Genomic DNA, 16,169 nt, shown 5'->3' with positions numbered 1-16,169 from the left:
CTCCCGCGACGGAAGGCCTCAACCCCACAGGCCTTCCCATCCGCATCCCCATGGCACAGGCCGTGCCGGGATCGGCGGACGAGCACCAATCCAGACACCCCGGACAGCGCGGGAGAACCCCCAACATCGCTGAGCCGGAACGACCCGCAGACCGCGCCGATCGGATCCCGGAGGACACCTCACATGCCCCTTCAACGCCCCACCGCCTCGACGGTCGCGCGCTTCGGCCTGGGCCTGGCCGCCGTCGGGCGTCCCGGCTACATCAATCTGGGCCGCGGCGAGGACCTGCCGGCCGACCGCTCGGTCGACGCACTGCGGGCTCATGCCCATCGCCTGCTGGACGCGGCCTACGCCGGGGGCGTGCGGTACGTCGACGCCGCCCGCTCCTACGGCCTGGCCGAGGAGTTCCTCGCCACCTGGCTAAAGAGGCGTCCCGATGCGCGGGACGTGGTGATCGGCAGCAAGTGGGGCTACACCTACACCGCCCGCTGGCGAAGGGACGCCGAGGCGCACGAGGTCAAGGACCACAGCCCCGCCACCTACGACCGGCAGCTCGCGGAGACCCGTGCGGTGCTCGGCGCCCGGCTCGACCTTTACCAGATCCACTCGGTCACCTTGGACAGCCCGGCCCTGACCGATCCCGCGCTGCACGAACGGCTGGCCGCGCTCGCCGCCGAGGGCGTGACGATCGGGCTGTCGACCAGCGGACCGGCTCAGGCGGAGGCCATCCGTACGGCGCTGGAGATCAGGGTGGGCGGCGAAGCCCTGTTCGGCAGCGTGCAGGCCACCTACAACCTGATGGAACCGTCAGCGGGCCCGGCGCTCGCCGAGGCGCACGCCACCGGGCGCACGGTGATCGTCAAAGAGGCCATGGCCAACGGCCGCCTGGCCGATCGAAACGCCACCGGGCCGGACACCGCCGTCCTGCGCGAGATCGCGCAGGACGTGGAAGTCTCGTGCGACGCCGTGGCCCTCGCGGCAGTTGCCGCGCGGCCGTGGGCGGACATCGTCCTCTCCGGAGCCGCCACGGTCGAGCAACTCACCAGCAACCTCTCGGCAGCGGAACTCCACCTCGACCCCGATCAGCTCGAACGGCTGGCTGTGCTGGCCGAGCCCGCCGAAGCCTACTGGGCGCATAGATCGCGGCTGGCCTGGGCGTGAGAGGTCCGGGTCGGAAACCGCCCCCGCGCGCTCACATCCCGAGAGAGATGCCGCATCCGTACAGTGTCCAAACCGAGCGCCCGGAGTGGCACTCGGAGCCAGCTGCCGAGGTTCGATGGTGACGGCGGACCGCTTCGTCGCGTTGGAAGGGCAATCCGCTGCCGGTGGGTTCCAGACCCGTTCCCGAGCCGGCGTAATCGTCCCCGACGACTTCGGCCCGGTCCTGCAAGGGTCGCCAAGATCCCCAAAGGACTCATAATCCGTCGGCCGTGGGTTCGAGTCCCACCCGCCCCACTGTGCGCTACGCGTGGAGAAACGATCTGACCCGCACAAGCGCAGTAGTGAGGCCACTCGTGAATCTCGTGAGGGGCCGTTTTCTTTCCCCCGGAACAAGATCCAGTGGACACGCAGTGGACGCGGTGCGCCCGAAATGAGGCTGATGCTCGATGAGTCACATATGACCTAAAAAGTGATCAGGTTGGATGCCGCGCGCGCGGTGAGAATGTGGGCTTCTGGTCTTGGGTGGGCTCGCTGATCCGCCATCCTGCCCCGCCGCTCCACTCGGAGCTCCCGTAGTGAATGTTGGTGATGTATCTTGAGTATGTACATCGTGGACTCTCGGGTGGGGTGGTGAGCATGTCCGTTACCCAGATCGACCTTGATGACGAGGCGCTGGCCGAGGCGATGCGCCTGATGGGCGTGACGACGAAGAAGGAGACCGTCAACACGGCTCTGCGGGATTATGTGGCTCGCATCCGAAGGCTTGAGGCTGCGGAGAAGTTGGCCGAGCGGGGCGAGCGCGGCGAGTTCGAGGAGGCCGCGGCTGCGTACGACGCGGCCAAGCGCGCGCGTCGGGCGGCCTTTGAGTGATCACGTATCTCGTTGACACCTCTGCGTTGTGGCACCTGTTCCGTACCCCTGGGGCACTGCGCCCCTGGGAGGGGCACATCGCTGCTGGGGTGTTGCGTATCTGCGAGCCCACGCGGACCGAGTTTCTTTACTCGGCCACCAGCCCGTCTCATCGCGACGAGTTGGCCGGGGAACTGGATGCCCTGTGCCAGCTCTCGCCGGTCCCGAAGAACGCATGGCGCTGGGTCGACACCGCCCAGTACAAGCTCACACAGCGCGGCCAGCACCGCGCCCCGGGAGCCATCGACCTCCTGGTGTGCGCGACGGCGGTCCACCACGGCCACACCGTGCTCCACGTCGACAACGACTTCGCCACCGTGGCCACTGTCCTCAAGGAAGTGCAGCAGCGCGACGTCCGCGCCTGACCACGACGCGTTTCAGCCGACGGCTGCCGCGCCCCCGATTCCTCTACACCCCGCAGTTCAGCAGTGCCGCCAACCTCGGAGGCGAACTCCTCGCCGCGGGTAAGACCTGGGCCAGCTACAACGAGGGCCTGCCCTCCGAGGGATCCACGGTGTGCACCAACAGCGCCACCAAGTACGCCCGCAAGCACAACCCGTGGTTCGCCTTCAACAGCGTGCCGCTGAACAGCGCGCACACCTTCTCGCAGTTCCCGACCAACTACGCCACGCTGCCGAAGGTCTCGTACATCACCCCGAACCTGTGCAGCGACATGCATGACTGCTCGATCTCCACCGGGGACACGTGGGTGCAGAACAAGCTCGGCGCCTACGCCACCTGGGCCAAGGCCAACAACAGCCTCCTGGTGGTGACCTTCGACGAGGACGACAGCGCCCACAACAACCACATCGCCACCGTGCTGTACGGAGCGCACGTCATCCCGGGCAGCACATCCTCAGCGACGTACAACCACTACAACCTGCTGCGCACCGTGGAGGACCTGGCCGGCCTGACCACCCACGCAGGGAACGCCGCGAACGCCTCCGACATCACCAGCATCTGGAACTGAGGGCTTGTGTACGTAGCAGACAGCCGTACCACGCCTGAGCCGGCCGACCCGGGTACCCGCCCGGGCCGGCCGGTCCGCCCCGGAACCCGGGCCACGTCCCGGACCCTGCGGGCCGTGCCGGGAACCGTGCTGGTCCTGGGCACGGTCAGCCTCATCACCGACGTCTCATCGGAAATGCTCACCGCCGTCCTGCCGCTGTACCTGGTGACCGAGCTGGGTCTGTCTCCGCTGGGCTTCGGCCTGTTGGACGGCGTGTACAACGGCGTCAGCGCCCTGGTCCGGCTTGTCGGCGGCCACCTCGCCGACCGTGGCCGGCGGTACAAGGCCGCTGCCGCCGTCGGGTACGGGCTGTCCGCGCTGTGCAAACCGGCCCTGCTCGTGGTGCACAGCGTGCCGCTGATCGGCCTGGTGCTCGCCGCCGACCGCACCGGCAAGGGGCTGCGTACGGCGCCGCGCGATGCGATGATCTCGCTCGCCTCCCCGCCCGACGCCCAGGGCCGGTGCTTCGGCGTGCACCGCGCGATGGACACCACTGGAGCCCTGCTCGGGCCGATCGCTGCTTTCTTCGTACTGGGGGTGGCATCCGGGGGGTACGACGCGGTGTTCACGTTGAGCTTTTGCGTCGCGGTGACGGGCGTGCTGGTCCTGTTGCTGTTCGTGCCCCGCCGCATCCCCGAGCCTGGCTCCGCGCCCACGCAGGAATCCCCGGCTCCGTCCCTCGCGCCCGCTTCTGCCGCGCCCGCATCGGCGGTGTCCCTGCGCGCGGCATTCGGCCTGCTGCGCGGGCCCGAACTGCGCCGACTGATGCTGTGCGCGCTGCTGCTGGGACTGGCCACGGTCAGCGACGCCTTCCTCTACCTCCTGCTGCAGCGGCGACTGAGCCTGCCCCCGCAGTGGTTCCCGCTGCTGCCGCTGGTGACCGCCGGGGCGTTCCTGCTGCTGGCCGTGCCATTGGGGCAGGCCGCCGACCGGTTCGGACGATGGCGGGTCTTTCTATCAGGGCACCTCGGGCTGCTCGCGGCGTACGGACTGGTGCTCGCGCCGACGCGCGGGGCAGCGGTGCCGCTGGCGGTGGCGGTGGCGGTCCTCGTGCTGCACGGCGCCTTCTACGCGGCGACCGACGGCGTACTCATGGCTGCCGCGGCCGGTTCGACGCCGCCGGAACTCCGCTCCAGCGGGCTGGCCCTGGTGCAGACCGGGCAGGCCGGAGCCCGCTTCGTGTGCTCGGTGCTGTTCGGTGTGGCCTGGACGGCGTGGGGTGATCGCGCCGCGCTGACCGTCGCCGCGGTGGCGCTGGCGGCCTGCGTCGCGACCACTGCCGTCCTGCGGCCACTGCGCACGGCGGAGGCGGGAGAATGACCACACGTACCCGGCTGGGCGTCCTGCTCGTCGCCGTGCTGCTGCTCGGCGCGGTTGCCGTGGATTCCGTGCTGCACGCCGCCGACCGGGCGGCCCGGAGGGACCGTCAGCAGGCCGGTGGCCCACAGGTGACCTCCGGGCGGGTGGCCCTCACCAGCAAGGGCGGCTCGAAGCAGCGGCCGCGGTTGGTCTTCCGCAACACTGCCTGGGGACCTCACCGTGACGAGCTGGCATCCGTGGCGGCAGCGGACCCATCCGGCCCGCGTACCGCCTCCGGCGTCCGCTGCCTGCGCTTCTTCGCCGCGGCCGGCACCGGCAGTTGCCTGCGCGCGGTGAACGGTCCGGCAGGGGACGGCTACCAGGCGGTGGTGCTGGACGCTGCCCTGCGCGAGCGGCGGCACTACCCGCTGGCCGGCGTCCCCACCCGTACCCGGGTCTCGCCGAGCGGACGCATGGTGGCCTGGACGGTGTTCGTCAGCGGCGAGTCGTACGCCGGGACGCACTTCTCCACCCGCACCTCGATCCTGGACACCCGCAGCGGGAGGCTCGACGACACTCTCGAGAAGTACCGGGTGGTGAACAACGGGCGGACGTATCGCAGTCCCGACGTCAACTTCTGGGGCGTCACCTTCAGCGACGACGGGCACTTCCATGCCAGTCTCGCCACCCGCGGGCACACATATCTGGTGCACGGCGACGTCGCGGCCCGCACGGTGACCATGCTCCGCCGCAACGTCGAATGCCCCTCGCTCTCGCCGGACGGAGCCAACCTGGCGTTCAAGAAACGCGTACCCGGTCTGCCCGCCGAGGCGCCCTGGCGGCTGTACGTGCTCGACCTGCGCAGTATGCGCGAGAGGCCGCTGGCCGAGCAGCGCAGTGTCGACGACCAGGCCGTCTGGCTGGACGACCGCACGCTGGCCTACGCCCTGCCCGGAGACTTCGAGGCCGACCTGTGGGTCGTCCCCGCCGACGGTTCCGGCACCCCCCGGCGGCTGATGACTGCTGCCCTGGCGCCGGCAGTGGTCGGCTGAGCCGGGTCACTCGCGGTCCTTGCGACGTCAACGTCAGGCCCGGGTCGGGCTGGGCGTCACCACGCGGGTGCGGTAGGCACCGGGGGTCGCACCCGCGGTAGAAGCGGAACGGAGACTCCATCATCCGGCCGTATCGGATCGGGACGAGTTCGGGCACCCGTGCCGCGGACTGCGCCTCCAGGATTGTCAGCGGGTCCGGCCGGTCGGGAGACGGCTTGTACGCGGCGTGGCCCGACCGCGGCGAGCGGCGTCGCGCCTCCCTGCCGAGAGCCGTGCGTTCCTCCGGGGTGGTGTGAGGTGCCGCGCCCATCGCCGCGGTCGCGTTCTGGGGCGTCGAAGCCCCCTGCCGTGCCCTGCGGCCGCCTGGACGCCCGGCACAGGGCACGTCGGACAGAAGGGCAGCTCCATGGCTTCTGTCCGATGCCGCCGCGCGGATCATCGATGCCGGGTGGGCGGCTGCGTTCAGCCCTGAGCCTCGATCTCGGCGTCGGCGACGGCGATGGCGATGCCGAATGCCGTGGCGATGTTGCCTGCTGCCGTCATGACACGGGCGGTGCCGACGATGGGCGCGATGGCGACCAGGACGTCCTGCAGCTGGTCGGCGGTCAGGCCGGTTTTCAGGGCGGGGTCGATATGCGCCGCGTAGGAGATGGGCGGGGCATCAGAGGCGGCGAGCGCCGCGATGCGCGTGAGTATGAGCATGTCCGGGGCCAGCCCGCACCGCTCGATCGAGTCGACCGTCATGGCGGCGAGGGTGTCCAGGACAGGGGTTTGTGATGCAGTGGACATGTCGCATGCCCTCCTGGTGAGTTCTCAGCCCGAGGGGGTGTGAGGCGGAAGGAACCGAGTTCCGCGAACGTGGGGCTTCCCCTCAACCGTAGAGCCCATCCGGGCCTTGCGCATGGGGGCGCTCATGGTCCGCCAGGCCATGGCGGCGGGCGGGAAACCCGGTGTGGGTGCGGCCTGACGGGAGGCCCCAGTCATCCGGGTTGACGCTGCTTGCGGGCCGCGTCGGCAGATTCTGCCGGGTTCAGTGCCGGCGGCGCGGGTTCCGGCTCTTCGCCCGGCCATGAGGATGTCCGATCCCGTGCATGGCCTCAGAATAGCGTTACGTCCTGTTTGTTCTGGATCGGAGACAGCCATGAGGGACCTCAAGTTTGAGCAGAAGAGCTCGTTGTCACGCATTGAGGCGGCTGACCAACTCGCGGCACTCGCAGCTGCGCTGAGGGAAGGCGGGGATGCCGAACTGGAACTTGGCCCCGCGACGCTGAGCCTGCGGATCCCCGACGACCTTCGCAGCGAGATAGAGGTCGAAGTCGGCAACGGGGAGATCGAGCTGGAGATCGAGCTCAAGTGGCCGACCGCACCGACCCGGACAGTGCCATCACGGGCGGTCGCGAGCACAGAGAAGGCCGCGAGGCGGAAGAGTGCGCCTGCCAAGCCCGGGCGGAGCAGTACGGGCGCCGGCAGGAGCAAAAGCTCGAAGCGGTCCGCCACGAAAACGCCCTGAGTCGTGCCGTGGGCCTCGGGCAACCGGCTTCGCCACAGCGCGCTCACACATGACGAGGAGGACGGCACCTCAACACCGATGCTGTTGGTCCGTTCCTGCCACGCGTCCGTACGGTCCTTGGCGAGTTACGCGCGGCCCAGCGTCGACGGGGTGGCGCAGCACGTCGCCGAGCGCGACTCCGCCGCCCGCCGCCGTCGGCGAACCCCGAGAACCTACCTACGGGTTACTCGCTCCCTGGTGTCCGGGCCGGGACTGCCGGGCCGGGACTGCCGGGCCGGGACTGCCGGGCCGGACATGGAGACAGCTCACTTGGGTTCGTGCGACGAAGAAGGCGTGGTGCTCGAACCCAGGCCCTGAGGGAGGAACACCGCGGCGGCGAGGCCGGCGAGCCCGAGGACCGCCAGTGTGATCATTGCGGCACCGTAGGCATGGGCGGTGAGGCCGGCGACGAGGATGGTGCCGGCGACCGCGGTGCCGAGCGAGGAACCAAGGTTGGAGACGCTGCGTGACAACCCGGAGATCTCGCCCTGCTGCTCGTCAGGGAAGCTCGACTGCACGACGTTGACCGATGGGGTCAGACTCAGGCCGAGCCCCAGGCCGATCAGAAGCAGTCCGGGCGCGAAGGCCCAGGCACTCGGAGAGCCGCTCGCCATGGCCAGCAGGACGCCGATTCCGGCGATCGCCACGGTGAAGCCCGTCACGATCAGGGTGCGCTGAGCCCATCGCTCCGCCAGGCGTTCGGCGGTCAGTGACGACACGAGCAGGCCGAGCGTGGCGGCCGTGAAGATCACGCCGGTCTGGATCGCGTCGTATCCGCGTACGACCTGGAGATAGGCCGCGACGACGAACGACGTCCCCATGAGCAGGAGCCACTGGATGTTTTGCGTGACGAGACCGAGATTGGAGGCGCGGTTGCGGAACAGGCTCGTCGACAGGAGTGGCTCTTTGCCGGCCCGCTCCTTGGCGCGTACCGATCGGAAGAACCACAGCAGCACGAGTGCACCGAGGACGATCAGGCCGATCATCAGCCAGATGTTGTTGTCGGCTGCCAGGATCCCCGCGACGATGACGATGAGGCCGAGGGCCGAGAGGATCGCTCCGACGGTGTCGAAGGGGCGTGTGGCATCCGGTGGCAGGGGGTCCTTGATCCGTCGGCTCAGGATGATGATCAAGGCGATCACCAGGGCCTGGAACACGAAGGCCGCCCGCCAGCTGATGGCGGAGGTGATGAGTCCGCCGATCAGCGGCCCTGCGGCGGCGCCGATGCCTCCCAGCGCCATGATGGTCCCGAAGGCGCGGGCACGTGAGGTCACTTCCGTGAAGAGAAGCGTCGTGAGGATGTAGACGGGCGGGATGAGCAGCGCCGTGCCGACCCCCTCGAGGATCGAGTTGCCGAGGATGAGGACGCCCAGGCCCGGGGCAGCCGCGCTCAGCAAGGCACCGACGCCGTACACGGCGAGACCGGCCAGGAAGCACCGTTTGCGGCCGTAGCGGTCGGTCAGCTTGCCGCCGGGGATCATCAGCGCCGCCATGACCAGGAGAAAGATCGTGATCGCGAGCTGTACTCCCTGCACGGTCGTGTCCAGGTCCTCGCTGATGTCGTTGATCATCACGTTCATGTTCGAACCGGCGAAGCTGCAGATGAACTGGGCCAGGGCGAGTGGGACCAGCAAGCTGCGCATCGCACCGGGTGTGCGTCCCGAGGTATCCGCTTCAGCCACCGGCGCTGCTCCCTTCTGCCTTGTCGAGCTGCTCGTCGAGGGCGGTGGCCGCGGCGATCAACGCGAGTTGCGTGAACGCCTGGGGAAAGTTGCCCAGTTGTTCACCCGACGTGTCGAAGGCGTATCTCGCCTCGTGCAGCCTGCCGGCGCGGGCCAGCGCCTCGGTGTAGAGGAAGCTGCACAGGTTGAAGCTTCCCTCGGAGCCGCGCATCCCGTCCGGGGAGGCTTCGGGGTCGTAGCGGTAGACCAGGCTGTCGCTGACCAGACGCCTCATCGATCCGCTCGAGGGTGTGCGGCGCGCGCCCGAAGTCGAACCGCGCCTGGGTGCCCGCAGGTCCGGGGCCTGTGGTGCCCTGCCACAAGCGTGCGCCGCAGCTGAGCACACCGCACTCCGGACCGGGAGGCCGTTCGAGACGCGTCGGGCCGTCTCGGCTCCCGTCCTGGGCGGTTCCTGGCGAGTGATCGTTTGCTGAGCTGTTGTGGCCGCGTGACAGTGCCCGAGGGGGATCGCTGAGACTCCGGACGCGGGCACACGGCATGACGGCGGTCACCCTCCCGTCGCGTCGCAGCCCGTGACGATCAGTGCGTAGTCAGCGTCCTGCCGGGGCAGGGCTCGGGGCTCATGCACGCTCGTAGCCCGACCGTGTGACATGCCCAGCCGAATGCGGCTGCGTGGCGCGCCGATTTGTCCCGCCCGCGGCGCAGGGTGCTTTGGTCTGGGGGCCGGGCATGTGACGGCTTCTGTGTCTGTCCTGGCGGCCGGCCGGCTCCCGGCCTTCCCTATGCGCGTCGCCCGTTCTGGGCGTGCGTGCCGTCCGAAGCGCCGAAGGAGAGATGGTGGTGGCAGGAACTGTCGACGAGGACCGCGGGACGATCTCCGGGCAGCTTCTCAGGGGCCAGAAGGCACTGGTGACCGGTGCCAACTCGGGTATCGGTCTGGCGACCGCCGTTGCTCTGGGCAGGGCCGGAGCGGACGTTGTGGTGAACTACGTCGTCGGCGCGGACGAGGCCGAGAAGGTCGTGGCGCAGATCAAGGACTTCGGGGTTCGCGCCTATGCCCACGAGGCCGACGTGTCCGACGAGGACCAGGTGGTCGCCATGGTGGCGCGGATGGTCGAGGAGTTCGGCACCATCGACATCATGGTGGCCAACGCGGGCCTTCAGCGGGACGCGGCCGTGATGGACATGTCGCTCGCCCAGTGGCAGAAGGTCATCGACGTCAACCTGACCGGCCAGTTCCTCTGCGCGCGCGAGGCCGCCAAGGAGTTCGTGCGGCGCGGTGTGGTGGCGGAGGTGTCCCGGTCGGCCGGGAAGATCATCTGCATGAGCTCGGTCCACCAGATCATCCCGTGGTCGGGGCACGTGAACTACGCCTCCTCGAAGGGAGGTGTGGGCATGCTGATGCAGACTCTCGCCCAGGAGCTGGCCCCCCAGCGGATCAGGGTCAACGCGGTTGCGCCAGGAGCCATCCGCACACCGATCAACCGCGACGCCTGGTCCACCCCCGAGGCCGAGGCCGACCTGCTGCGCCTCATCCCGTACCGCCGCGTGGGCGACCCGGACGACATCGCCAACGCCGTCGTCGCCATGGCGTCCGACCTGCTCGACTACGTCGTCGGCACCACGCTCTACGTCGACGGCGGAATGACGCTCTTCCCCGGCTTCGCCACCGGCGGCTGACCTCCGATGCAGGATCACGTCACGCCCCGCAGGGTGGTGATCCTCGGCGGGGGATTCGCCGGGCTGTTCGCCGCCCGCGCCCTACGCCGGTCACCGGTCGCCGTGACCGTGGTCGACCGCCGTGCCCACCACCTCTTCCAGCCACTGCTCTACCAGTGCGCCTCCGGAATCCTGTCCGAGGGCCAGATCGCGCAACCGCTCCGCGCGGTCCTGCGACGCCACCACAACGTGAGCTGCCTGCTCGCCGAGGCCACCGACGTGGATGCCGAAGCCCGGCTGGTCCACGCCCGACGACCGGACGGCGGAGCAGTCGAGTTGCCCTACGACGATCTGATCGTCGCTGTCGGCATGCGCCAGTCCTACTTCGGGCACGACGAATTCGCCGCTCACGCCCCCGGCATGAAGACCCTGAACGACGCGCTGGACATCCGCCGACGGATCTACCAGGCGTTCGAGATGGCCGAAACGGCCTCAGACGCCCGGGAACGGCAACAGTGGCTCACCTTCGCGCTCGTCGGCGGCGGCCCGACCGGCGTCGAACTCGCAGGACAGATCCGGGAGATCGCCGGCCACACGCTCGACCGGGAGTTCCGGACGATCGACTCCGCCCAGGCCCGGGTGCTGCTCTTCGAGGGCTCCGACGAGGTGCTTGGCGCGTTCGGCCGCCCACTGGCCCAGCGCGCGGCCCGAACCCTGCAGAGCCTCGGCGTGGAGCTCCACCTGGGCACGAAGGTCACCGGCGTCGACGCGCACGGCCTGACGGTACAAGACCGGGACGGCGCGACCGCCCGGTTCGAGGCACGCACCGTGCTGTGGACGGCCGGGGTCGAGGCGCCGCCTATCGCCGCCGCGCTGGCCCGGGCAACCGGCGCCACCCAGGACCGGGCCGGACGCATCGCCGTCGAACCCGACCTGACGATCCCCGGCCATCCGGAGATCCGCGTCACGGGCGACGTGATGAGCCTCAATCGGCTGCCGGGCCTGGCCGAGGTCGCCATGCAATCGGGCGCATACGCCGGCCGATTCGTGCGCCACGCCGTGGAGGGCAGGACGAAACAGCCGAAGCCCTTCAAGTACTGGGACCTCGGCAGCGCCGCCTACATCTCCCGCGGCCGGGCCGTCGTCAAGGTCGGCCCGCTGCACCTGTCGGGCGCGATCGGCTGGCTCGCCTGGCTCTTCATCCACCTGGCCTTCCTCACCGGATTCCGAAGCAGGCTGGGAGCGGTGCTCAGCTGGTCCGTCGCCTTCGCCACCAGCTCGCGACGCGAGCGGGCCTTCACCTGGTCCGACGCCGACGCCGACGCCGACGCCGAGGCGCCGGCCGCCCGGGCGCCCGGACCGAAGGCGCGGCGCCTTTGGCCCGGGCGGCTTTGGTCCGGGCGGGCACCAGGACCGAAGGCGCCCTCGCCGCCTCCCTGACGACCGCACCCGGGCGGCACCTCCCGGCCGCCACCCCTCCGCACCCTGTCGTTCCTCAGCCCCCGCGCCCCGCGGGGCAGACCATCGAGGCGCACATGCTCAGCACAGCGGCCCTTCTGGCGAACACCCCGCCCCAACTCCTCCCGGCTCGTGAGCTGATGGCCTTCACCCTGGCCTCGCACATCCTGCTGGTCCCGTTCGGTGTGGCGCTGCCGTTCATCACGGTGCTGATGCACCACCGGGCGCTGCGCCGCAACGACGCCGTGGCCCTTCAGCTCGCGCGGCGCTGGTCGGCGGTGATGGCTGTCCAGTTCGCCATCGGCGTCGTGACCGGCACCGTGCTGTCCTTCGAGCTCGGCCTGCTGTGGCCCGGCATGATGGGCCGCTGGGGCGACGTATTCGGCCTCGGGTTCGGCGTCGAGGCTTGGGCGTTCTTCCTGGAGGCCGTCCTGATCGCGATCTACCTCTACGGCTGGCGACGACTCAAGCCCTGGACGCACTTCTGGCTGGCCGTACCGCTGCCGCTGGCCGCTCTCATGGGGGCGTTCGGCATCATCGCGGCCAACTCCTGGATGAACACCCCGCAGGGGTTCAGCCTCGACGCCCACGGCAATCCCGTCGACGTCAACGTACGGCAGGCGGTCTTCACACCGATCTTCGGCCCGGAGTACTGGCACTTCGTGGTCGCGATGTTCATGACCGCCGGCTACGTCGTCGCCGGCGTGTACGCGGTCGGCTGGCTGCGCGGGCGCCGCGACCGATACCACCGGCTCGGCTTCACGCTGCCGTTCACCGTTGCCGCAATCCTCACACCGGTCCAGTTCATGCTCGGCGACTCCGCCGCCCGGGCCGTCTTCCACAAGCAGCCGATCAAGTTCGCCGCCACAGAGATCGTCTGGAAGACCGACACCCACGTGCCCGAGTACATGTTCGGACGGCTGAACAGTGACGGGACGATCTCCGGCGGACTCAAGATTCCCCAACTGGACTCGATCCTCGCCGGCTTCAAGCCCAGCACCCAGGTGACCGGGCTGACTTCGGTGCCGGCTGCCGACCGGCCCACCGCAGTCCAGGCCACCATCGCCCACTGGGCCTTCGACATCATGGTCACCATCGGCAGCCTGCTGATCCTGCTCGCGCTCTGGTACGCCTGGTCCTGGCTGCGACACCGGGACCTCCCTCGCAGCCGCTGGTTCTACCGCTGCGCCGCAATCGCGGGAGTCGCATGTCTGGTCACCGTGGAGTGCGGCTGGATCACCACGGAGGTCGGCCGCCAGCCCTGGATCGTCTACAACCACATGAGGGTCTCGGAGGCAGTGACCGACACCGGCGCCGGATCGCTGTGGGCGATGCTCGGCATCATCATGGCCGTGTACGTGGCCGTCTTCGGCGCGTTCCTCGCGGTCATCCTGAAGATGCGCACCCGCTGGCGCATCGCCGATGAAGGCTCGGCCTCCGCGCGCGCCGCACTGCCCCCTGAGACCGACACCCCCTACGGGCCCAGAAGCGAGCCCGAGCCCACAGCCGCCGGTGCCGCGCCCGGCGGCGGGTCCGACCGCACCTCGAGCGGTGCGTCATGATGGCCGATCTCATCGCCTGGGTCATGGTGCTCGCGATCGCCGCCTACGCCTGTGCCGGGGGCACCGACTACGGCGCGGGCTTCTGGGACCTCATGGCCGGAGGAGCGGAGCGGGGCCAGCGGCCCCGCCGGCTCATCGACCACGCCATGGCACCGGTCTGGGAGGTCAACAACGTCTGGTTGATCTTCGTGCTTGTCGTCATGTGGACAGGCTTCCCGACGATGTTCCAGGCCGTCTTCGCCGCGCTGTGGCTGCCGCTCGCCCTGGCGGCCGTGGGACTGGTGCTCCGCGGCGCCGGATTCGCCCTGCGCAAGCCGTCACGCCGGCTGGCCCAACGGCGGGTCTACGGTGCGATGTTTGCCATCTCATCGCTGCTCACCCCGTTCTTCCTCGGGGCGGTGCTCGGCGGCATCGCCTCCGGTCGGGTCAAGGTCGGCACGTCCGCCTCCGCGGACGCCTGGGCCAATGGAACCTCCGTCCTCGTGGGTCTGCTGGCCATCGCCGCCACCGCGTTCCTCGGGGCGGTGTTCCTCTGCTCCGACGCCCGGCGGTTCGGCGCCGGCGATCTCGTCGACTACTTCCGACTGCGGGCGCTGCTCGCCTTCGCCGCTGTCGTCGTCCTTGCACTCATCGGCCTGCCCGTCACCCACAACGACGCCCACTACGTCTGGGAGGGCCTCACCGGGGGCTTGGGCCTGCTGCTGATCGTCCTGGCCGCAGTCTGCGGCCTGGCCACGGTGCTGCTTCTGCTGCGCCGGTCCTACGGCTGGTCCCGCTACACCTCGGTGGCGAGCGTCGCCCTGACCGTCGGCGCCTGGGGCTTCGCGCAGCGGCCCTACCTGCTGCCCACCTCGCTGACGGTGGCCCAGGCGGCCGGCGCTGCTCACACCCTGCGCTGGCTGGCCATCGTCACGGTCATCGCGATCGTGCTGGTCGGCCCGGCGTTGGTGCTGCTCTACCGGCTCGACACGATGGGTGAGCTGGAGCCGCTCACCGACGCCGACACCCGGGCCGCCAGAACACCCGGGGACAACCTGTAGCGGCGCTCCGCAGGCTCCCGTCGCTGCGTGCGGCACCCCGTCAGCGCAGCCGGGCGGCGATGTGGTCGCCGACCCGCAGGGCGTTGGCGATGGCCGTCAGAGACGGGTTGACCGCGCCGATGCTCGGGAAGAAGCTCGTGTCGACCACGTAGAGGTTGTCCAGGTCGTGGGCCTTGCAGTTGACGTCCAGTGCGGAGCTGTTCGAGTCGTCACCGAACCGGACAGTGCCGGCCTGGTGCGCGGTGGCCCCGATCGGCATGCCCTTGTGCAGATAGATGCTGTGCGACAGCAGATGGTGCTCGTGCATGCCCAGGTGGCTCAGCATTCCCTGCAGTTTGTGCTGGAGGCGCTTCAGCCCGGCGATGTTGTTCTTCTCGTCGAGAGCCAGGTGGATGTCGTCGTCCTTGTCGAGGGTGACACGGTTCTCGGGCAGCGGGAGATCCTCCCCGCACAGCCAGAAGTCGACGGCATGGTGCGCCAGCGTCTCGAACGGCATGTCGGGCGAGACCGCGCCGGCCCAGCGCGGCGCCTCGCCGTGGATCTGGTCGGCGTCCGACTTACCGAGCATCTGGATGCCGCCGAGCGGGAATTCCCAGTCGTCCGCTCCCAGATACCAGTCGTGCAGTGCCAGTGTCTTCTGGAAGCTGGTGGGGTTCGGTTCCTTCGACACCGCCATCAGCGCAAGGTTGTTGTGCCGCATGTAGTGGCGTCCCACCACGTCCGAGCTGTTGGCCAGACCGCCAGGGTGCTTGTCGTTGGCCGAACGGAGCAGCAGGACGGCCGAGTTGACCGCGCCGCAGGCGATCACCACGATGTCGGCGCTGAATCCCTGCTTCGATCCGTCCCCCAGCTCGGCAACGACACTGGTGACGGTGCGTCCGGTCGGGTCGGTTTCCAGGTGCCGCACGTTGGCGCCCGTCACCATCGTGACGTTGTCGTGCTTCAGAGCCGGATCGACGCAGATCACCTGCGCGTCGGACTTGGCGCCCATCAGGCAGGGGAAGCCGTCGACCCGGTCGCAGCGGATGCAGACGCTGGAATGGGCGGCCCGGCCGTTCTCGTCCTGGGTGAGGTTCACGCCGATGGGCAGGTGGAAGGGGTGCAGTCCCTGCTTCTCCAAGTCGTCGCTGAGCTGCTGGATGCGCGGCTCGTGCTCCACCGGGGGGTGTGGATACGGGCCGCTGGCCGGACCTTCGGTGGGGTCCTCGCCATGCCGCCCGTGCACCAGGTAGAGCTGCTCGGCCTCCGTGTAGTACGGCTCCAGATCCTCGTATCGGATCGGCCAGGCCGGTGAGATGCCGTCGTGGTGGCGCAGCTCGCCGAAATCCTCGGGCCGGAGCCGGAAGAGCGCGGCGCCGTAGAACTTGGTGTTGCCCCCGACGTAGTAGTTCACCTCCGGGGGGAACTCGTTGCCGTGCTTGTCGTACCAGAACTCGGGGGCACGGTACTTGCCCTTGACGAAGACGGCGGTGGAGTCCCAGTTGTCCCGCTCCCGCGGCAGGTAGTCGCCTCGCTCCAGGATCAGGATCCGCTTGCCGGTGGGGGCCAGCCGGTGGGCGAGCGTACCGCCGCCCGCTCCCGTACCGATGACGATGACGTCGTAGTGGTGATCGTCGGGCATGCGGAGATCCGGTTCTAGGAGTCGTTGACTGTCCTGGCCATATCGCCCGGGAGGGCCCGCTGTGCGCTGCACCGTGCCGGACGCGCATCCGCGCCATCGGGACGTTCAGTGCCAATTTTGAAGCTATCGGGCGGTTCCGGTGGCGGCGACCCGCTGGGAGCCGAACGG

General features: G+C 69.4%; 13 protein-coding genes and 3 pseudogenes. 11 read left to right on the top strand and 5 right to left on the bottom strand.

What is annotated here, in order from left to right:
* Window positions 1-183 precede the first annotated feature (183 nt).
* The 6 genes and pseudogenes from ABZS64_RS01530 to ABZS64_RS01505 all read left to right on the top strand — a co-directional run bounded on the left by ABZS64_RS01530 (window position 184) and on the right by ABZS64_RS01505 (window position 5,430).
* Window positions 184-1,161, top strand: coding sequence for an aldo/keto reductase (locus ABZS64_RS01530; RefSeq protein ID WP_355821877.1), 978 nt, complete (start codon window positions 184-186; stop codon window positions 1,159-1,161).
* Between the two features lie 636 nt (window positions 1,162-1,797).
* Window positions 1,798-2,031: a type II toxin-antitoxin system VapB family antitoxin gene (locus tag ABZS64_RS01525; protein ID WP_355821875.1), complete on the top strand. Its 234-nt coding sequence runs from the start codon at window positions 1,798-1,800 to the stop codon at window positions 2,029-2,031.
* Window positions 2,028-2,435, top strand: a complete 408-nt coding sequence (locus ABZS64_RS01520) for a PIN domain nuclease (protein ID WP_355821873.1) — start codon at window positions 2,028-2,030, stop codon at window positions 2,433-2,435. The genes ABZS64_RS01525 and ABZS64_RS01520 overlap by 4 nt, the downstream gene beginning before the upstream one ends.
* Window positions 2,436-2,482: 47 nt before the next feature.
* Window positions 2,483-3,040, top strand: a pseudogene (locus ABZS64_RS01515) (alkaline phosphatase family protein); the annotation flags it as partial.
* A 114-nt stretch (window positions 3,041-3,154) separates the two neighbouring features.
* The gene (locus ABZS64_RS01510; RefSeq protein ID WP_355821871.1) at window positions 3,155-4,399 is read left to right on the top strand and encodes an MFS transporter; all 1,245 of its coding nucleotides are present in this window, start codon (window positions 3,155-3,157) and stop codon (window positions 4,397-4,399) included.
* Window positions 4,396-5,430, top strand: coding sequence for a TolB-like translocation protein (locus tag ABZS64_RS01505; RefSeq protein ID WP_355821869.1), 1,035 nt, complete (start codon window positions 4,396-4,398; stop codon window positions 5,428-5,430). Before ABZS64_RS01510 ends, ABZS64_RS01505 begins: the two co-directional genes overlap by 4 nt.
* Before the next feature lie 91 nt (window positions 5,431-5,521).
* On the opposite strand, the pseudogene ABZS64_RS01500 reads toward ABZS64_RS01505, so the two are convergent.
* Window positions 5,522-5,740, bottom strand: a pseudogene (locus ABZS64_RS01500) (DUF2252 family protein); the annotation flags it as partial.
* Between the two features lie 152 nt (window positions 5,741-5,892).
* On the bottom strand, window positions 5,893-6,219 hold the full coding sequence (locus ABZS64_RS01495) for a carboxymuconolactone decarboxylase family protein (protein WP_355821867.1): 327 nt from the start codon (window positions 6,217-6,219) through the stop codon (window positions 5,893-5,895).
* Window positions 6,220-6,571: 352 nt separating this feature from the next.
* On the opposite strand from ABZS64_RS01495, the gene ABZS64_RS01490 reads away from it, so the two are divergent.
* Window positions 6,572-6,940 carry an amphi-Trp domain-containing protein gene (locus ABZS64_RS01490; protein WP_355821865.1) on the top strand — a complete coding sequence of 123 codons (369 nt, stop codon included), beginning with the start codon at window positions 6,572-6,574 and terminating at the stop codon, window positions 6,938-6,940.
* A gap of 305 nt (window positions 6,941-7,245) precedes the next feature.
* On the opposite strand, the gene ABZS64_RS01485 is transcribed toward ABZS64_RS01490, so the two are convergent.
* Window positions 7,246-8,622, bottom strand: a complete 1,377-nt coding sequence (locus ABZS64_RS01485) for an MFS transporter (protein WP_355822096.1) — start codon at window positions 8,620-8,622, stop codon at window positions 7,246-7,248.
* Between the two features lie 31 nt (window positions 8,623-8,653).
* A pseudogene (locus ABZS64_RS01480) lies at window positions 8,654-8,926 on the bottom strand (glycoside hydrolase family 15 protein); the annotation flags it as partial.
* 575 nt (window positions 8,927-9,501) lie between these two features.
* On the opposite strand from ABZS64_RS01480, the gene ABZS64_RS01475 reads away from it, so the two are divergent.
* The 4 genes from ABZS64_RS01475 to ABZS64_RS01460 all read left to right on the top strand — a co-directional run bounded on the left by ABZS64_RS01475 (window position 9,502) and on the right by ABZS64_RS01460 (window position 14,380).
* Window positions 9,502-10,341, top strand: coding sequence for an SDR family oxidoreductase (locus ABZS64_RS01475; RefSeq protein WP_355821863.1), 840 nt, complete (start codon window positions 9,502-9,504; stop codon window positions 10,339-10,341).
* A gap of 6 nt (window positions 10,342-10,347) precedes the next feature.
* Window positions 10,348-11,760, top strand: coding sequence for an NAD(P)/FAD-dependent oxidoreductase (locus ABZS64_RS01470; RefSeq protein ID WP_355821861.1), 1,413 nt, complete (start codon window positions 10,348-10,350; stop codon window positions 11,758-11,760).
* A 95-nt stretch (window positions 11,761-11,855) separates the two neighbouring features.
* A complete protein-coding gene (locus tag ABZS64_RS01465; RefSeq protein WP_355821859.1) occupies window positions 11,856-13,340 on the top strand; it encodes a cytochrome ubiquinol oxidase subunit I in 1,485 nt (494 codons plus the stop codon).
* Window positions 13,337-14,380, top strand: coding sequence for a cytochrome d ubiquinol oxidase subunit II (locus ABZS64_RS01460; protein ID WP_355821857.1), 1,044 nt, complete (start codon window positions 13,337-13,339; stop codon window positions 14,378-14,380). Before ABZS64_RS01465 ends, ABZS64_RS01460 begins: the two co-directional genes overlap by 4 nt.
* 40 nt (window positions 14,381-14,420) lie before the next feature.
* On the opposite strand, the gene ABZS64_RS01455 is transcribed toward ABZS64_RS01460, so the two are convergent.
* Window positions 14,421-16,001 (bottom strand): GMC family oxidoreductase, encoded by a 1,581-nt coding sequence (locus ABZS64_RS01455; protein ID WP_355821855.1) that lies wholly within the window; start codon window positions 15,999-16,001, stop codon window positions 14,421-14,423.
* Window positions 16,002-16,169 lie beyond the last annotated feature (168 nt).

The organism is Streptomyces sp. NPDC005408 (assembly GCF_040606445.1).
GTDB lineage: Bacteria > Actinomycetota > Actinomycetes > Streptomycetales > Streptomycetaceae > Streptomyces.
The sequence above is the reverse complement of the archived record's forward strand: the minus strand, read 5'-3'. Positions and strand labels throughout refer to the sequence as shown.

Bases quoted from the DNA above. Each gene is read 5' to 3' on its own strand.
- ABZS64_RS01530 (WP_355821877.1), top strand. From the start codon at position 184: ATGCCCCTTCAACGCCCCACCGCCTCGACGGTCGCGCGCTTCGGCCTG.
- ABZS64_RS01525 (WP_355821875.1), top strand. From the start codon at position 1,798: ATGTCCGTTACCCAGATCGACCTTGATGACGAGGCGCTGGCCGAGGCG.
- ABZS64_RS01505 (WP_355821869.1), top strand. From the start codon at position 4,396: ATGACCACACGTACCCGGCTGGGCGTCCTGCTCGTCGCCGTGCTGCTG.
- ABZS64_RS01495 (WP_355821867.1), bottom strand. From the start codon at position 6,219: ATGTCCACTGCATCACAAACCCCTGTCCTGGACACCCTCGCCGCCATG.
- ABZS64_RS01490 (WP_355821865.1), top strand. From the start codon at position 6,572: ATGAGGGACCTCAAGTTTGAGCAGAAGAGCTCGTTGTCACGCATTGAG.
- ABZS64_RS01485 (WP_355822096.1), bottom strand. From the start codon at position 8,622: ATGCGCAGCTTGCTGGTCCCACTCGCCCTGGCCCAGTTCATCTGCAGC.
- ABZS64_RS01470 (WP_355821861.1), top strand. From the start codon at position 10,348: ATGCAGGATCACGTCACGCCCCGCAGGGTGGTGATCCTCGGCGGGGGA.
- ABZS64_RS01465 (WP_355821859.1), top strand. From the start codon at position 11,856: ATGCTCAGCACAGCGGCCCTTCTGGCGAACACCCCGCCCCAACTCCTC.
- ABZS64_RS01460 (WP_355821857.1), top strand. From the start codon at position 13,337: ATGATGGCCGATCTCATCGCCTGGGTCATGGTGCTCGCGATCGCCGCC.
- ABZS64_RS01455 (WP_355821855.1), bottom strand. From the start codon at position 16,001: ATGCCCGACGATCACCACTACGACGTCATCGTCATCGGTACGGGAGCG.